Below are 15,516 nucleotides of genomic sequence, written 5' to 3'. Positions count from 1 at the left end.
TTAGTTGTAATAATAGGTGATGCAATCAATGGGAGCGGCCATGCCGGGGGGCGGGGCTGGGACCGATGTGGCGGCCGTCGACGCCTTCATCGCGAAATGGCGTGTCTCGGAGGGCGCGGAGCGCGCCGCCTACGCGCAGTTCCTGACCGAGTTCTGCCGATTGATCGGCGCCGAGACGCCGCTTCCGCCGACCAGCGATGCCGAGGCGGTGACCTATCGCTTCGAATATCCGGTGGCGTTCCACGATGACGCCGGTACGGCCGGCACCGGCCGCATCGACCTCTACAAGAAGTCCTGCTTCGTGCTCGAAGCCAAGCAGAGCCGCCTGAAGGGCCAGCGCAAGGAGATCCTGCTGGCCGGGGACGGGGCGGACGAGCCTTCGGTCGCGCCGCGCGGTCGCCGCGGCGCCGACCGCTCGCTCGACGTCATGATGTTGCACGCCAAGCGCCAGGCCGAGCATTATGCCCGGGCTCTGCCGGCCTCGCATGGCTGGCCGCCCTTCGTCATCCTCTGCGATGTCGGGCACTGCTTCGAGTTCTATGCCGACTTTTCCGGCCAGGGGAAGAACTACGCCCAGTTCCCCGACCGGCACCGTTTCCGCGTCTATCTCGACGATCTCCGCGACCCGGCGATCCGGGCCCGGATCGCAGGGATCTGGTCCGATCCCGCATCGCTCGACCCCGCCCGCCATGCGGCGCTCGCGACGCGCCAGATCGCACTGCGGCTTGCCGCCGTCTCGAAGGCGCTGGAGCGTCGCTACGATGCCGAGGATGTCGCGCTCTTCCTGATGCGCTGCCTTTTCACCATGTTCGCCGAGGATGTTCGCCTGATCCCGGCCGACAGCTTCAAGCAGCTGCTGCGGGAGTGTCTGGATTCGCCGCGGAGCTTCAAGCCGCTGGTCGAGGACCTCTGGCGGGCGATGGATGGCGGCGGCTATTCCTCCGCCATCCGCGCCGACCTCAAGCATTTCAACGGCCGGATGTTCGCCGAGCCGCAGGTCTTCGCGCTCGGCCGGGACGGCATCGCTGAATTGCTTGCGGCGGCCGAGCACGACTGGAGCCTGGTCGAGCCGGCGATCTTCGGCGCCTTGCTCGAACAGGCGCTGGAGCCGGCCGAGCGGGCAAGGCTCGGCGCGCATTACACGCCGCGTGCCTATGTCGAGCGTCTGGTCGTCGAGACCGTGATCGCGCCGCTGCGCGACGACTGGCGAGCCGTGCTCGGCGCGGCCCAGCAGGCGCGCGATGGCGGCAGCGCGCGGGCGGCGCTGGCGCTGGTCGAGGCCTTTCACACGCGGCTCTGCAAGACGCGCGTGCTCGACCCCGCCTGCGGCACCGGCAATTTCCTGCATGTCGCGCAGGATCTGATGAAGCGGCTCGAGGGCGAGGTACTCGAGACCGCCGCCGAGCTCGGCGCCGTCGAGCATCTCGGCGGCTTCGCCGAACGCGGCGTCGGGCCGGGGCAGTTCTTCGGCATCGACGCCAATCGCCGGGCGGTGGCGATCGCCGATCTGATGCTCTGGATCGGCTATCTGCAATGGCATCTGCGGACCCGGGCCTACGCGCCGCGCGAGCCGATCCTGCGGAAGCTGGCGCAGATCGCGCCGGGCGATGCGCTGCTGACCTGGGACGACTGGCCGGTGCCTTCCGTGGAAGCCGGTCGCGAGGTCGCCCCGGCCAATCCGCGTCCGCCACCCTGGCCGGAGGCGGAGTTCATCGTCGGCAACCCGCCTTTCATCGGCGGCAAGGACCTGCGCGGCCGGCTCGGTGACGGCTATGTCGCGGCGCTGCGGCTCGCCTGGCCCCAGATGAACGAGAGCGCCGACCTCGTCATGTACTGGTGGGACCGCGCCGCAGCGCTGCTCACAGAGCCGGGCACGGTCCTCCGACGCTTCGGCTTCGTCACCACCAATTCGATCACGCAGCTCTTCCAGCGCCGCACCGTCGAGCGGCATCTGGATACGCAAAACCCGGTTTCGTTGCTGCTGGCGGTCGCCGACCATCCCTGGACCAAGGCCGGCAAGGACGCCGCCGCGGTGCGCATCGCCATGACGGTGGCCGCTGCCGGCCCACATGAGGGGCGCCTGCTCGAAGTCATCTCGGAAACGGGCCTCGACAGCGATCAGCCGCAGATCGGCTTTGCGGAGCGAACGGGCCGGATCAATGCCGACCTCACCATCGGCGCCGACGCTTCGCGTGCCCAGCCATTGCGCGGCAATGAGGCGATGTGCTCGCCCGGCGTCAAGTTGCACGGGGCGGGCTTCATCGTCTCGCCGGCAGAGGCGGCGGGGCTCGGCCTCGGCCGGCGTCCCGGGCTCGAAGCCCATATCCGATCTTATCGGAACGGGCGCGATCTCGCCGCCCGCCCGCGCGGCGCCCTCGTCATCGACCTGTTCGGGCTCGACGCCGGAGAGGTCCGCGAGCGCTTCCCGGAGGTCTACCAGCACATCAAGCTGACGGTGAAGGAGGTGAAGGACGCGACCGGTAGGCTGATCGGGCGCGACGCCAACAACCGGCAGTCCTATCGCGATCTCTGGTGGGTTTTTGGCGAGCCGCGTCGCGAATTACGACCGGCGCTCGCGGGCCTGCAGCGCTACATCGCTACGGTGGAAACGGCCAAGCATCGCGTCTTCCAGTTTCTCGACCAGTCGATCTTGCCGGACAACATGGTGATCGCTGTCGCGCTCTCGGACGCCTTCCATCTCGGCGTGCTGTCCTCACGCATCCATCAGCTCTGGGCGTTGCGCGCCGGTGGCTGGCTCGGCATCGGCAATGATCCCCGCTATTCCAAATCGCGGTGCTTCGATCCTTTTCCCTTCCCCGAGGCCACGGAGAGTCAGAAAGAGGCGATCCGCGAGCCGGCCGAGGCGCTCGACGCCTTGCGCAAGCAGGTGCTCGCGGCGCATCCCGGGTTGACGCTGACCGGGCTCTACAATGTCCATGAGAAGATCCGGGCGGGCCTGCCGCTGACGCCCGGCGACGAGGATGTCCGTGATCGCGGCCTCGTCCTGATCCTCGGCGAGCATCACGACGCCATCGATGCCGCGGTGGCCGCGGCCTATGGCTGGCCGGTCGATGCCGGTGTGGAGGAGGTGCTTTCCCGTCTGATCGCCCTCAACCGCGAGCGGCGCGGCGAGGAGGCGCGCGGCGCGGTGCGCTGGCTCCGGCCGGACTATCAGCGCCCGCGCTTCGGGGAGGGCGGGGGCATGGGCGAGCAGGTCGAGGCCGCAGAACTCCTGTCGCTTCCTTCGGCCGCGGCCGGCAGGCCGGTCTTCCCCACCCAGCCGGTCGAACGGGTTGCCGCCGTGCTCGCCATCCTGGCCAAGGGCGGTGCGCCGCTCGATGCCGAGGCGATCGCCTTGCAGTTCCGGCAGGGGCTCAAGGTCCGCCCGGCCATTCGCGCCGTCCTCGTTTCGCTGGCGCGGGTCGGCGAAGTCTCGACGGCCGATGGCGGCAGGCGCTTCGGCCGCCGGTTCGCCGCGCTCGGCTGAGGACTGTCGCGCAAGCGTCACGTGGCTGTCGCGCGGCTGCAAACTCCGGGCGCGAAGCGGGGCCTTCCGCCCTTCCCAAACCCGGAGTCCTCCATGCGTCTGCGCCTCGCTGCCGCCCTGCTTCTCTCGTCCACCATGCTCGCCGGCGCGCAGGATGCGCAAAAGGAGTTCCCGGCCAAGCTGGTCGGTCACGCCTTGCTGCCGGCCAACACCATCATCCCGGCTCCGGCCGATGCGCCGGCCGATCTCAAGGTCTCCGGCAAGTTCATCACGCCCGGCAAGCGCGTCGAGCAGGTCGGCACGGTGATGGGCACCTCGGTCGGGCGCCCGACCGGGCTTTCGACCCCCTTCGCCGGCCAGCCCGTGCAGGGCTTCTCCGGCATCCGCTCGCTGGGCAATGGCGAGTTCCTGGTGCTGACCGACAACGGCTTCGGCGCCAAGGCGAACTCGCCGGACGCGATGCTGTTCTTCCACCGCCTCAAGGCCGATTTCGAGGGCGGCAAGATCGAGCGGCTGGCGACCACCTTCCTGCACGATTCCGACAAGAAGGTGCCGTTCCGCATCGCCAATGAGGGCACCGAGAAGCGCTACCTGACCGGCGCCGATTTCGACCCGGAATCGATCCAGCCGATCGGCGGCAAGATCTGGATCGCCGAGGAGTTCGGTCCCTACCTCATCCGTGTAGACGCCAACGGCAAGGTCGAGGCGGTGTTCGAGACCCTGGTCGACGGCAAGCCGGCCCGCTCGCCCGACCATTATGCCGTGACCACGCCGGGCGCGCCCAACCTGCCGGTCGAGTTCAATGTCCGCCGCTCCAAGGGCTATGAGGGCATGGCGCAGTCGCCGGACGGCCGCTTCCTTTACCCGCTGCTCGAAGGCCCGCTCTGGAATGCCGAGACCAAGGGCAATGAGGAGGTCGACGGCAAGGAAGTGCTGCGCATCCTCGAATTCGACGTCCAGAACGAGAAGTGGACCGGCCGCTCCTGGTTCTTCCCGCTCGCGCAGAAGGGCCTCGCCATCGGCGACTTCAACATGATCGACGCCACCACGGCGCTGATCATCGAGCGCGATAATGGCGAAGGCACCGCCGACAAGGCCTGCGCTGTCGGCCAGAAGGGTCCGGACTGCTTCCACGACCTCGCCAAGCACAAGCGCATCATCAAGATCGAGATGAACGACGCCAATGTCGGCAAACTGGTGCGCCGCATCGGCCATGTCGACCTGATGAAGATCGCCGATCCCGACAAGAAGGCGAAGCAGGGCGCGATCGACGGCGTGCTGCCCTTCCCCTTCTTCACCATCGAGAACGTCGACGTCGTCGATCTCGCCAACGGCATCATCGTCGTCGGCAACGACAACAACCTGCCGTTCTCTTCGTCGCGCGACCCGAAGAAGGCCGACGACAACGAGTTGGTGCTGCTTCAGGTCAAGGAGCTGCTCGCCGCCAAATGAGGCGCTGAGCGAACTTTAGCGTCGTCGCCGGGCTGCTCAGCCGATCAGCCCGGCCATGGCGACCACGACCGGCCCCATCAGGGGCAGCAGCACGTTCGAGATCGCATAGGTCACGGTGTAGCCGATCACCGGGATCGAATTGCCGGCAAGCGAGACCAGGGCGCTGATCGAGGGCGTGCTGCAATGCTGGCCGGCGATCGCGCCGAGCAGGATCGGCCCCTCGATCTTGAGCAGATAGCGGCCGATATAGAGCGAAGCCAGCGCCGGCAGGGCCGAGACCAGGACCGAAAGCACCGGCAGGACGAGGCCGTACTGCTTGAGCAGCGCGAAGGCATCCGGCCCGACCGAAAGCCCAACCGCGGCGATGAAGGTCGCCAGCCCGAAATCCTTCATGAAGGCCGCGGCCTCGGACGGGATCGCGCCGCCCTGCGGCCGGTGCATGTGTAGCCAGCCGAAGACCAGGCCGGAGACCAGCGCCCCGCCGCCCGTGCCGAGTGTGAGGTTGAGCGCCCCGATCTTCAGGCTGAGCTCGCCGAGCAGCAGGCCGGCGACGATGCCGAGGCCAAGCATGACGAAATCGGTCGCCGCGTTCGGTGAGAGCAGATGGCCGAGTTCCGGGCCGGCGCGGGTGATCGCGTCATCCGTGCCGTAGAGGGTCAGGATGTCGCCCTGCTCCAGGATGGTGCCGGGCAAGGCGGGAATGCTCTGGCCGAGCCGGCGTATCCGGGAGATGAAGACGCCGCGCCGCTGCTCGGCACTGGCGAGCCGGCGCAGGTCGCGGATCCTGCGGCCGCGGACCTCGCGCCGGGTCAGCACCACCTCGCGCTCGACCAGTGGGACATTGGCGCCGACCGGCAGCGGTACCTCGGCGCCGAGCCGCTCACTGATCGCGATGACGGCACGCCGGCGGCCGATCACCAGCACGATGTCGTCGGCCTCGAGCATCGTTTCGGTTGTCGCCTTCTCGAAATTGCCGCCGCGCCCGACCAGCGTGACGGTCACGGCGCCGCTGACGCTGTTCTCGAAGGCGCCGACGCTGCTGCCGCCGATCGCGCCGGCGCGGAAGCCGCGCGAGACGATCTGCGGTACGCCGTTCTCCTTGGCCGTGTCGTCCTCGGCCCCGAGCTCGCGGGCGAGCGCTGCCGAGGCCTCGCGGACGTCGATGCCGAGCAGGAGCGGGCCGATCTGCGTGGTGAAGACGACGATTGCGACGAGGCCGAATAGATAGGTGATGCTGTAGGCGGTCGCCATGTTGCCTTGCAGGCGGGTGATCTCGGCTGCGGGCAAGGCGAGGCGCGTCATCGCCTCGGAGGCGGTGCCGAGCACCGCGGATTCGGTGGCCGAGCCGGCAAAGAGCCCGGACGCCGTGCCGGCATCGAGCCCGAACAGGATGATCGCCGCGGCGAGCAGCAGCAGCACCGTGATGACCTCGACGAAGGACAGGATGCCGTAGCGCCAGCCGCCGCGGATGTTGTTGAAGAATTGCGGTCCCGCGGTGAAGCCGAGTGCGTAGATGAACAGCGCGAAGGCGACGTTCTTCAGGTCCGGGCTGATGGTGACGCCGAGCTGGCCGATCGCCAATGCCACGAACAGCGTGCCGCAGACACCGCCGACCGCGACCGAGCCGATCCTGATCCTGCCGATCAGATGGCCGAGCGCCAGAGAAACGAACAGGGCGACAACCGGTTGCGCGATGAACGACACGATGAAGCCCCGCCATGCTGCCAGCAGCGAGGCTGACTATCGGCGGCGTTCCGCGCGCAGGCAAGATGGCCGGGAGAACAATGATCGCAGGCCGGGGGCCGGCGGTGTCGTCCCTCGCAGCCGCTCAGCAGACCGCGGCGCGCAGCGCCGGCGCCAGCAGCAGCTCCGAGGCGGAGCCGGTCTGGATCCAGCTCTTGGCCGAGGCGTCGTCCTCGCGCGGGTCGATCCGCAGGACGATCTGCTCGAGGTCGCCGAGGCGGCAGAGCTGCTCGCGCGCGATCTCGGTGGTCATCGGCCCTTCCGGCTGCGAACTGTCCTCGTTGCTGGCGACGATCGGCGCGGCGCCCGGCAGGCCGATCGTGACCGTGCGCAGCCGCGTCGCGATCGGGGCATTGCCGGAGAGCAGCCGCATCCGCAGGCCGACCTCGCCGGGCTGGCTGCCCTCGCGGACGGCGAGCTCGAGCCGGATCTCGCGGCCGCGATGCTGGCCGAAGCCGATATTGCCGAGGATCGCCGGGGCGATGCGGCGGTCGGCCGGGGCGGGCGCGGCCTCCGAGCGCTGTTCGGAGAAGATCGCGGCTGCCGGCGAAAGCTGCGTCGCGATCGTCGTTGCACGCATCTCCTCGGGCCGCAGATAGCGCATCGTGTCGGCCGGGGTCGACACGGTCAGCTTCAGGAAGGAGCGGTCGAGCCCCATCGCGTCGAGATGGCGGGCGATCTTGGCGTCGATCTCGCCCGTCGCCTGCTCCTGCTTGACGGTGCGGGTTTCCTTGCGCTCGTTGACCAGCTCGCGCCGCTCGACCATGCGGTCGCCCTCGCGCCGGCGCACGATCTGGTAGTCGCGCACCGTCGTCGTCTCGGTCTCCAGGATGGTCTGCTGGTGCACGCCGATGCGTGATTGCGGCGGGATGATGCGCCTGACGCCGCCGGCGAGCACGAAGGTGCAGGCCGAGGAGCAGAGCGGGCTGCGCTCGTCGATGGTGCCGAGATTGGGGTCGCGCTGGGTCAGCACGGTGCGCGCCACCGCGATGTCGAGCCCCTGCTGGCGGATCAACTCGCCCATCGCGATCGCGACCTCGACCGTGCCACCGGTCGAATAGATCAGGATCGGCAGCTTGCGCCCGCCAAGCCCGGCAAGGGCGCGGCGCAGCTCCTCCAGCGTGTCGTTGGTGATCGCGCCCTGGGCCGAGAGCCACTCCCGGCAATGCGGCTCGCATCCGGGCTCGGCGCTGCGCACCGTGGCGATCCGCATCGGCTCCGGAGTCGGCGCAGGCTTGTCCTGCGCCGCTGCCGGCAAGGCGAGCAGCGAGAGGGCGAGCGCCAGGCGGGAGGCGATGCGCGACACGATACCGGGAAACTCCATGAAGAGGGCGCGCAAGGGAACCTCAGGCGCGCCGATTTGACAACCGTTTCCGGCGCCCGAGCGTTCGCGGCGCCGTTGCGGCTTCGGCGACAGGGCCGATGCTTCACACCGCCGGTTGGGCGGCTTTGAGGCGTTCTCGCGACCGACTAATGGCCTGCGCTCAGGCCGTTATCTTGTCGATCTCCGCCAGTTCCTCGGCGCTCAGGGCCCATTCCGCCGCCTTCACATTGGCGGCGACCTGCTCCGGCCGGGTCGCGCCGGCGATGACGCTCGAGACGACGGGCTGTGCTGCGAGCCAGGAGAAGGCGAGCTCGACCAGCGTCTTGCCGCGGGCTTCGGCGAAGGCGGTGAGCTTCTCGATCCGCGTCCAGTTGGCGTCGCTGAAGATCTCGCCGGCGCGCTGCGGCAGTTTGGTCAGCCTCGCGCCCTCGGGCATCGGCGCATTGCGCTTGTACTTGCCGGTCAGCGCGCCGTTGGCGAGCGGGAAATAGGGCAGGAGCCCCATGCCGTAATGCCGGGCGGCCGGGATCAGCTCGCGCTCGGCGCCGCGCACCAGCAGGCTGTACTCGTCCTGGCAGGAGGCGAAGCCGGCGACGTTGAGGTCGCGCGCCGCCCAGGCCGCGTCGGCCATCTGCCAGGGCGCGAAATTGGAGCAGCCGATATAGCGGACCTTGCCCTGGCGGGTCAGGTCCTCGAGGGCGCGCAGCGTCTCGTCGATCGGCGTCAGCGGGTCGAAGCGGTGGATCTGGTAGAGGTCGAGCCAGTCGGTCCTGAGCCGGCGCAGCGAGTCCTCGACGGCGTTCATGATATAGGCGCGCGAGCCGCCCTTCTTGATGCCCTCATCGTCCATGTTCATGCCGAACTTGCTCGCCAGCACGATCTGCTTGCGGCGCGCGCCCAAGACCTCGCCGAGAGCCGTCTCGGAGCCGCCGCGCTCGCCATAGATGTCGGCGGTGTCGAACAGGGTGATGCCGTGCTCTATCGCGGCGTCGACGACCTTGCGGGTCGCGTCCAGGTCGATCCGGCCGCCGAAATTATTGCAGCCGAGGCCGACGAGCGAGACGCGCAGGCCCGAGCGGCCGAGATTGCGGGTGAGCATGGTTTTCTCCTCCTCCGAGAGCCGCACACAGGACCAGAGCCGCGGCGGGCCGGCAAGCGCGCTCTTCGCGACCCGCGGGCTGCGCCGGGCGCAGGGCGGCCGCGTTCACCATGCTCGCGGGGCGGATGGCGCACGACGCGGCGACGATTGACCGAACGCAAAGCAGCGGCAGAATGATCGGGTAGAGTTGCTCCAGGAACCCATGAAACAGCCGGAGAACCCATGGCCCCGATGATCAAGAGCGTCTTCACCGCTTACACGGAAGAAGGCGAGGGCGAGCGCGACTCGGCGCTCGGCTATGCCCTTTCGCTCGCGCAGCAGGCCGGCGCGCATCTGACCGTGCAGGCCGCCGCGATGCGCTACAACATCCCGGGCACGCTGATCGGCGATTTCGGTGTCGCCTTCGTCGCGACCGAGAACCGCCGCATCACCTCGCTGGCGAAGCGCTTCGGCGAGCTGGCGCGGACGAGCGCCGCGCTCGCCGGCGTCAATGCCACGGTCGAGACGCCGGAGCTGATCTATGCCGAGCTCGGCGGCTGGCTGGTCAGCCAAGCCCGCGTGCACGATCTCAGCGTGCTCGATCTCGAGAAGGACGCCGCCCAGCGCGATCGCGGCCTGATCGAGGCCGCCCTGTTCGACTCGGGCCGGCCGGTGATCATCGTGCCGCCGGGCGTCGAGACCTTTGCCGCCAAGCGCATCCTGATCGCCTGGGACGGCAGCGCGACCGCCGCCCGCGCCGTGGCCGAGGTGCGGCCCTTCCTGGCGGGCGCCGAGGTCGAGATCCTCTCCGTCACCGGCGAGAAGGACCTGTCGAAATTCGTCGCAGGCGCCGAGCTCGCGCCGCATTTGTCGCGGCATGGCGCCGCGGTCAGCGTGCGCAATGTCGCCCTCTCGACCGGTCAGGACGTGGCGGAGGCGATCCGGATGGCGGCGGCCGAATTCGGCGCCGACCTCGTCGTCTGCGGCGCCTACAAGCATTCGCGCCTGCGCGAATGGATTCTCGGCGGCGTCACCCAATCGCTGCTGAAGGCGAGCCCGCGGCCGCTGCTGATGAGCCGCTGACCCGGCAGGGCGGGTGGCCGCTCAGCCGGCTCTCGCCCAGCCGATTCGATCGAGGATCTCGCGCGCCAGCTCCTGCGGCGCGCGGCCATCGGTCTCGACGACGAGGACGTCCGCAATGTCCTCGTCGACCAGACGCTTCGCCTGTTTCAGGCTGCGCTCGATCTGGGCGTCGCGGCCTGCTCCGGCTTCGCGCCGGTCGAGGCGCTGCCGCAGGCTGTCGTCGCCGGCACGCAGCCGCACCACCGTGATCCGCGCATCCGGTATCGCGGCGAGGATCCAGCGTTTGTCGAAAGCGACGTGGATCATCACGCCCGACATGATCAGTCTGCTGTGGCCGAGCGCGCGATAGGTCGTCCAGAGCGCGGCGAGGTTGAGCTGGCTGACATCGCGGGCGCCCGGTGCCAGGGCCGATAGGGCGGCGGCGTCGGGCTTGGGAAAGACCCGGTCGAGTTCGTCGCTCTCGATCGCGGCATGAGCGACCCCGGCCTCGGCGAGCAGGCCGCCCAGCTCCCAGCACAAGGTCGACTTGCCGACCCCGGCCGGGCCGGTGATCAGCAGGATCTCGACGCGGGATACGGACATGGCTGCACCGGTCATAGTGCGCCGGCCGGAGCCTGCTCCTGCTGTGCCAGCTGGCGCGCGGCATCGGCCGACAGCAATGGCGAGGCGCTCTGGCCTTCCCGGATGCCGGAGGCGAGCAGCGCGGCATCGCCCGCCGAGCCCGCGATGCCGTCCGCGCTGACCGCCACGCCGAGCCCTTGCCCCAGGCCCGCGAGCGCCCGCACCATGCTGGCTGCCTCCGCGTCCTGCATGTTGGAGATCAGGCGGCGATCGATCTTGACCTTGTCGAAGCCGAATTCCCGGATGTGGTAGAGGTTCGAGTAGCCCGTCCCGAAATTGTCGAGCGCGACACGCACGCCCGCCTGCCGCAGGGCGCCGAGGGCTGTCTTCGCGGCATGCAGATCATGCACGATCGCGCTTTCCGAGATGTCGACCTCCAGCCGCGACGGCGGCAGACCCGCCGTGCGGATGGTCGCAAGGACGCCGTCGCTCAGCGCGCGGTTCTTGAGCTGGGCCGGCAGGATGTCGACCGACAGGACGATCTCGTCGGGCCATTCGCGCGCCGCCTGGCAGGCGATGGCGAGGACACGCCCGGCCAGCTGGTGGATCAGCCCGGTCTCTTCGGCGACGGGCAGGAAGCGTTCAGGCGGAAAGCGCTCGCTCCCCTCGACGACCCAGCTCGGCACCGCTTCGAACCCGGTCACCCTACCGCTGGCGAGATCGATCGACGGGCGGAAGCGTGGGCGGATCTGATCCTGCTGCAGCGCCTCGCGCAGTTCGCGTTCGATCTGCTGACGCTGGCGGACCAGGCGGTCCATGTCTTCCTCGAAGAAGCGGAAGGCGGAGCGGCGCTCGGCCTTGGCCCGATACAGGGCGAGATCGGCCTTGCGCAGCACCTCGGGCGCCGTCTGCGCGTCATCGGGCAGGAAAGCGATGCCGATGCCGGTCGCGACGCGGTGCTCGACCCTGCCGATCACGATCGGCTCGGCCAGGCTGTCGATGACGCGCATCGCGATGTTGGCGCTGGCCTCCAGCCCCATCAGGTGCTGGGCCAGCAGCACGAACTCGTCGCCACCGAGACGCGCCACCAGGTCTCCCTCCCGGACGGAACGCAGCAGGCGCTCCGCCACGATCAGCAGCACCTCGTCCCCGGTGCCGTGGCCGTAGGTGTCGTTGATCTGCTTGAAGCCGTTGAGGTCGAGCAGGTAGACCGCGTGTACCTGCCCTTGCGCCGGCGGCGAGGCGGCTGCCATCGCCAGGGCCTCCTCGAACTGACGACGGTTGGCGAGGCCGGTGAGCGGATCCTGATAGGCGAGCTCGCGGGCCCGGCCTTCGGCCGCGATGCGCCGGGCCATTTCACGCTTCTGCTCGATATAGCGGCGCGCCGCGAAGATCAGCAGGCCGACGGCCAGCACCGCGCCGATGAGCAGCGCCTCGTCGAGCTCGATCGCCTTCTGCGCCGCCGGTACGCTGCCTTGCGTCACGAAGATGTCGACCGCGTAGGCGACGTAGGTGACGACGAGCACCACGGCCAGGACCATGCTGAGATCCTGGAGGCTGGTACGGTGCTTAGCGATGACGTTCCAGACTCTCGACAAGCAAGCCTCCCGACCCCGCGAGACGACGCTCACCTCGCTCCGGTCGGCCGCCTAGTACCCTTGCCGGATGCTCGTTACCAGCAATCCGGAGATGATCGCGGCAATTCGCTAGGAGAGCAACTCTGTCTCGGCCGGCCCCGTGCCGGTGGCGCTCCGGTGCGACCGGCTCGGGTGGAGGCCGGAGCGGCAGATAAAAAAACGGCCCGGGCGATTGCCCGGGCCGTGCATGGATTGAGTTAGGCCAGAGCCTCTCAGGCCACTTCGGCCTTCTGCTTCTGCGAGCGCTTGCGCTCGTTCGGGTCGAGGATCGACTTGCGCAGGCGGATCGACTTCGGCGTGACCTCGACGAGCTCGTCATCGTCGATCCAGGCCAGCGAGCGCTCCAGCGTCATCCGGATCGGCGGCGTCAGGCGCACCGCCTCGTCCTTCGAGGTCGTGCGGATGTTGGTGAGCTTCTTGCCCTTGAGCACGTTCACTTCGAGATCGTTCTCGCGGGTGTGCTCGCCGACGATCATGCCCTGGTAGACCTTCCAGCCGGGCTCGATCATCATCGGGCCGCGATCCTCGAGGTTCCACAGCGCGTAGGCAACGGCCTCGCCGGTCTCCATCGCGATCAGCACGCCGTTGCGGCGCCCGCCGATCTCGCCCTTATAGGGCAGATAATCGTGGAACAGCCGGTTCATGATCGCGGTGCCGCGGGTGTCGGTCAGCAGCTCGCCCTGATAGCCGATCAGGCCGCGGGTCGGAGCGTGGAAGACGAGGCGCAGGCGATTGCCGCCGGAGGGGCGCATCTCCAGCATGTCGGCCTTACGCTCGGACATCTTCTGCACGACGACGCCGGAATGCTCCTCGTCGACGTCGATCACGACCTCTTCGATCGGCTCGAGCAGCTGGCCGCTCTCGTCGCGCTTCAGCACGACGCGCGGGCGCGAGACGCCGAGCTCGAAGCCCTCGCGGCGCATGGTCTCGATCAGGATCGCGAGCTGGAGTTCGCCGCGGCCGGAGACGATGTAGCTGTCCTTGTCGGTCGCTTCCTCGACCTTCAGCGCAACATTGCCCTCGGCCTCCTTCAGCAGGCGGTCGCGGATGACGCGCGTCGTGACCTTGTCGCCCTCGGTGCCGGCGAGCGGGGAATCGTTGACCATGAAGGTCATCGACACGGTCGGCGGGTCGATCGGCTGGGCGGCGATCGGGGTCTCGACCGACGGGTCGCAGAAGGTGTCGGCGACCGAGCCCTTGACCAGACCCGCGATCGAAACGATGTCGCCGGCGATGGCCTCCTCGATCGGCTGGCGCTCGAGCCCGCGGAAAGCGAGGATCTTCGAGATGCGCCCGGTCTCGACGACCGTGCCGTCGCCGGAGAGCACCTTGATGGTCTGGTTCGGCTTGGCCGTGCCCGAGGTAACGCGGCCGGTGATGATGCGGCCGAGATAGGGGTTGGCCTCGAGCAGCGTGCCGATCATCCGGAACGGGCCTTCCTCGACGGTCGGCTCCGGGACGTGGCTGAGGATGAGGTCGTACATCGGGGCGAGGCCCTGATCCTGCGGGCCGGCGGGGTCATGCGCCATCCAGCCCTGCTTGCCCGAGCCGTAGAGGATCGGGAAGTCGAGCTGCTCGTCATTGGCGTCGAGCGCCGCGAACAGGTCGAAGACCTCGTTGATGACTTCCTGGACGCGGGCGTCGGGCTTGTCGACCTTGTTGATCGCGACGATGGGCTTCAGGCCGAGCTTCAGCGCCTTCGAGACCACGAACTTGGTCTGCGGCATCGGGCCTTCCGCGGCGTCGACCAGCACGATGGCCGAGTCGACCATGTTCAGGATGCGCTCGACCTCGCCGCCGAAATCGGCGTGGCCGGGGGTGTCGACGATGTTGATGCGGGTATCCTTCCAGACGACCGAGGTCGCCTTGGCCAGGATCGTGATGCCGCGTTCCTTCTCCAGGTCGTTGGAGTCCATCACGCGCTCGACGATGCGCTGGTTCTCGCGATAGGTGCCGGACTGCTGGAGCAGCTTGTCGACGAGCGTGGTCTTGCCGTGGTCGACGTGGGCGATGATGGCGATGTTGCGCATGGACATGCGGAAAGCGGCCTCGGTTGACGACCGCGAGCCGGCGGGGACATCCCGGCCGGCGCAGCCTGAGCGTGAATGGACAATGAGGTTAGTTGCGCTGCACATAAACGCTGGAGGGCGTTAGGGCAACCTGCAAGGCTGCTTCAGCTGCGCGCGACCCGTCGCGAGAGCCAATAGGAATAGCCGGTGCTGCCGGCGAAGAGCAGCGCGAGCCCGCCGAGACAGGCGCTCGCCAGCACGAGCGGCGGCGCCCCGGCGAGTGCGAGCGCGACGAGGCCGACGCCGAGCCCGACGGAGGCCCGGCCGTAGAAGCGCTGCGTCTTTTCCCAGACAGTCCGGTGGGCGAGGGTCCAGGGCGTGCGGACACCGAGCAGCAGCATCGGCCGCGCCTTGCCCGCGACATTGCCGGTGGCGATCAGGAAGAGCCCGAGCAGCGCGCTCGTCAGGCGCGGCACGTCGGGGGCAAGACCGAGCGCGTTGCCGACCAGCAGGGCATGGCAGGCGGCGAGCACCAGGATCAGCGCCTGCCAGGTGGTCACATAGGCCTTGCCCGAGCGGGCGAGATTGGCGGCGCGGGGCTCCAGTCTCGGCAGGAAGGCAAAGAGCATGGTCGCCGCCAGGGCAATGCCGGGCATGAGCAGGAAGGCGATCCAGGCGTCGGCGAACCCGTCCGGGCGGCCGTTCAGGTCGAAATGCACCGCGATGCGCGCATCCGCCGGCATCTGGCCGAGTGCGAAGGCCGAGGCGGCGAGCATGACCCCGATCAGGCCGAGACTTGCGAGGAGCGGATGGCGGATCATGGCTTATCCTTCTGGAGCCTAGACGGAAGGGGCCGGGATTCCAGGACGAGCCCGAAATGGTCGAGGAACAGGCACATCGCTTCTTCGAGGACGGAGAGGTTCAGATGGTAGGTGACGGTGGTGCCGCTTTTTTCGCTCTGGATCAGGTCGGCCTCGCGCAGCACCGCGAAATGGCCGGACAGGGTCGGCTTGGCGAGGTCGAAGCGGGCTGCGATCTCGCCGGCCGTCAGATCCTTCTCCCGCAGCAGGCGCAGAATCTCGCGCCGTGTCGGGTCGGAAAGGGCTTTGAATACCAGGCTCATGTTTGTTATTTAGGAAAAT

At 68.5% G+C, this 15,516-nt stretch carries 11 protein-coding genes; 3 read left to right on the top strand and 8 right to left on the bottom strand.

The genetic code is table 11. The features are described from left to right. Positions 1-40: 40 nt before the first annotated feature. Complete coding sequence (locus AC1REK_RS21245) at positions 41-3,487, top strand: class I SAM-dependent DNA methyltransferase (RefSeq protein WP_492270646.1); 3,447 nt, start codon at positions 41-43, stop codon at positions 3,485-3,487. A gap of 93 nt (positions 3,488-3,580) precedes the next feature. After that, positions 3,581-4,939, top strand: a complete 1,359-nt coding sequence (locus tag AC1REK_RS21240) for an esterase-like activity of phytase family protein (RefSeq protein WP_492270645.1) — start codon at positions 3,581-3,583, stop codon at positions 4,937-4,939. A 36-nt stretch (positions 4,940-4,975) separates the two neighbouring features. Here the strand turns inward: AC1REK_RS21240 and aspT are convergent, their stop codons facing one another. The 3 genes from aspT to AC1REK_RS21225 form a co-directional block, all read right to left on the bottom strand. Continuing rightward, positions 4,976-6,643, bottom strand: a complete 1,668-nt coding sequence (gene aspT, locus AC1REK_RS21235) for an aspartate-alanine antiporter (protein WP_492270644.1) — start codon at positions 6,641-6,643, stop codon at positions 4,976-4,978. Positions 6,644-6,767: 124 nt separating this feature from the next. After that, complete coding sequence (locus tag AC1REK_RS21230; RefSeq protein ID WP_492270643.1) at positions 6,768-8,021, bottom strand: COG3904 family protein; 1,254 nt, start codon at positions 8,019-8,021, stop codon at positions 6,768-6,770. A gap of 145 nt (positions 8,022-8,166) precedes the next feature. Continuing rightward, positions 8,167-9,105 (bottom strand): aldo/keto reductase, encoded by a 939-nt coding sequence (locus tag AC1REK_RS21225; RefSeq protein ID WP_327521231.1) that lies wholly within the window; start codon positions 9,103-9,105, stop codon positions 8,167-8,169. A 222-nt stretch (positions 9,106-9,327) separates the two neighbouring features. Here AC1REK_RS21225 and AC1REK_RS21220 point away from each other — a divergent pair, with 222 nt between their 5' ends. Continuing rightward, a complete protein-coding gene (locus AC1REK_RS21220; protein ID WP_327521232.1) occupies positions 9,328-10,167 on the top strand; it encodes a universal stress protein in 840 nt (279 codons plus the stop codon). A 21-nt stretch (positions 10,168-10,188) separates the two neighbouring features. Here the strand turns inward: AC1REK_RS21220 and AC1REK_RS21215 are convergent, their stop codons facing one another. The 5 genes from AC1REK_RS21215 to AC1REK_RS21195 form a co-directional block, all read right to left on the bottom strand. Beyond that, positions 10,189-10,749 (bottom strand): AAA family ATPase, encoded by a 561-nt coding sequence (locus tag AC1REK_RS21215; RefSeq protein WP_492270642.1) that lies wholly within the window; start codon positions 10,747-10,749, stop codon positions 10,189-10,191. Between the two features lie 11 nt (positions 10,750-10,760). Continuing rightward, entirely contained in the window at positions 10,761-12,326 is a 1,566-nt protein-coding gene (locus AC1REK_RS21210) for a putative bifunctional diguanylate cyclase/phosphodiesterase (protein WP_492270641.1), read from the bottom strand. A gap of 251 nt (positions 12,327-12,577) precedes the next feature. Next, a complete protein-coding gene (typA, locus tag AC1REK_RS21205) occupies positions 12,578-14,401 on the bottom strand; it encodes a translational GTPase TypA (RefSeq protein ID WP_327521235.1) in 1,824 nt (607 codons plus the stop codon). A gap of 137 nt (positions 14,402-14,538) precedes the next feature. Continuing rightward, on the bottom strand, positions 14,539-15,195 hold the full coding sequence (locus AC1REK_RS21200) for an SdpI family protein (protein WP_492270640.1): 657 nt from the start codon (positions 15,193-15,195) through the stop codon (positions 14,539-14,541). Further along, positions 15,192-15,497, bottom strand: a complete 306-nt coding sequence (locus tag AC1REK_RS21195) for an autorepressor SdpR family transcription factor (protein WP_492270639.1) — start codon at positions 15,495-15,497, stop codon at positions 15,192-15,194. The genes AC1REK_RS21200 and AC1REK_RS21195 overlap by 4 nt, the downstream gene beginning before the upstream one ends. Positions 15,498-15,516 lie beyond the last annotated feature (19 nt).

Source organism: Allobosea sp. GW823-FHT02B03 (assembly GCF_058797755.1).
The sequence above is the reverse complement of the archived record's forward strand: the minus strand, read 5'-3'. Positions and strand labels throughout refer to the sequence as shown.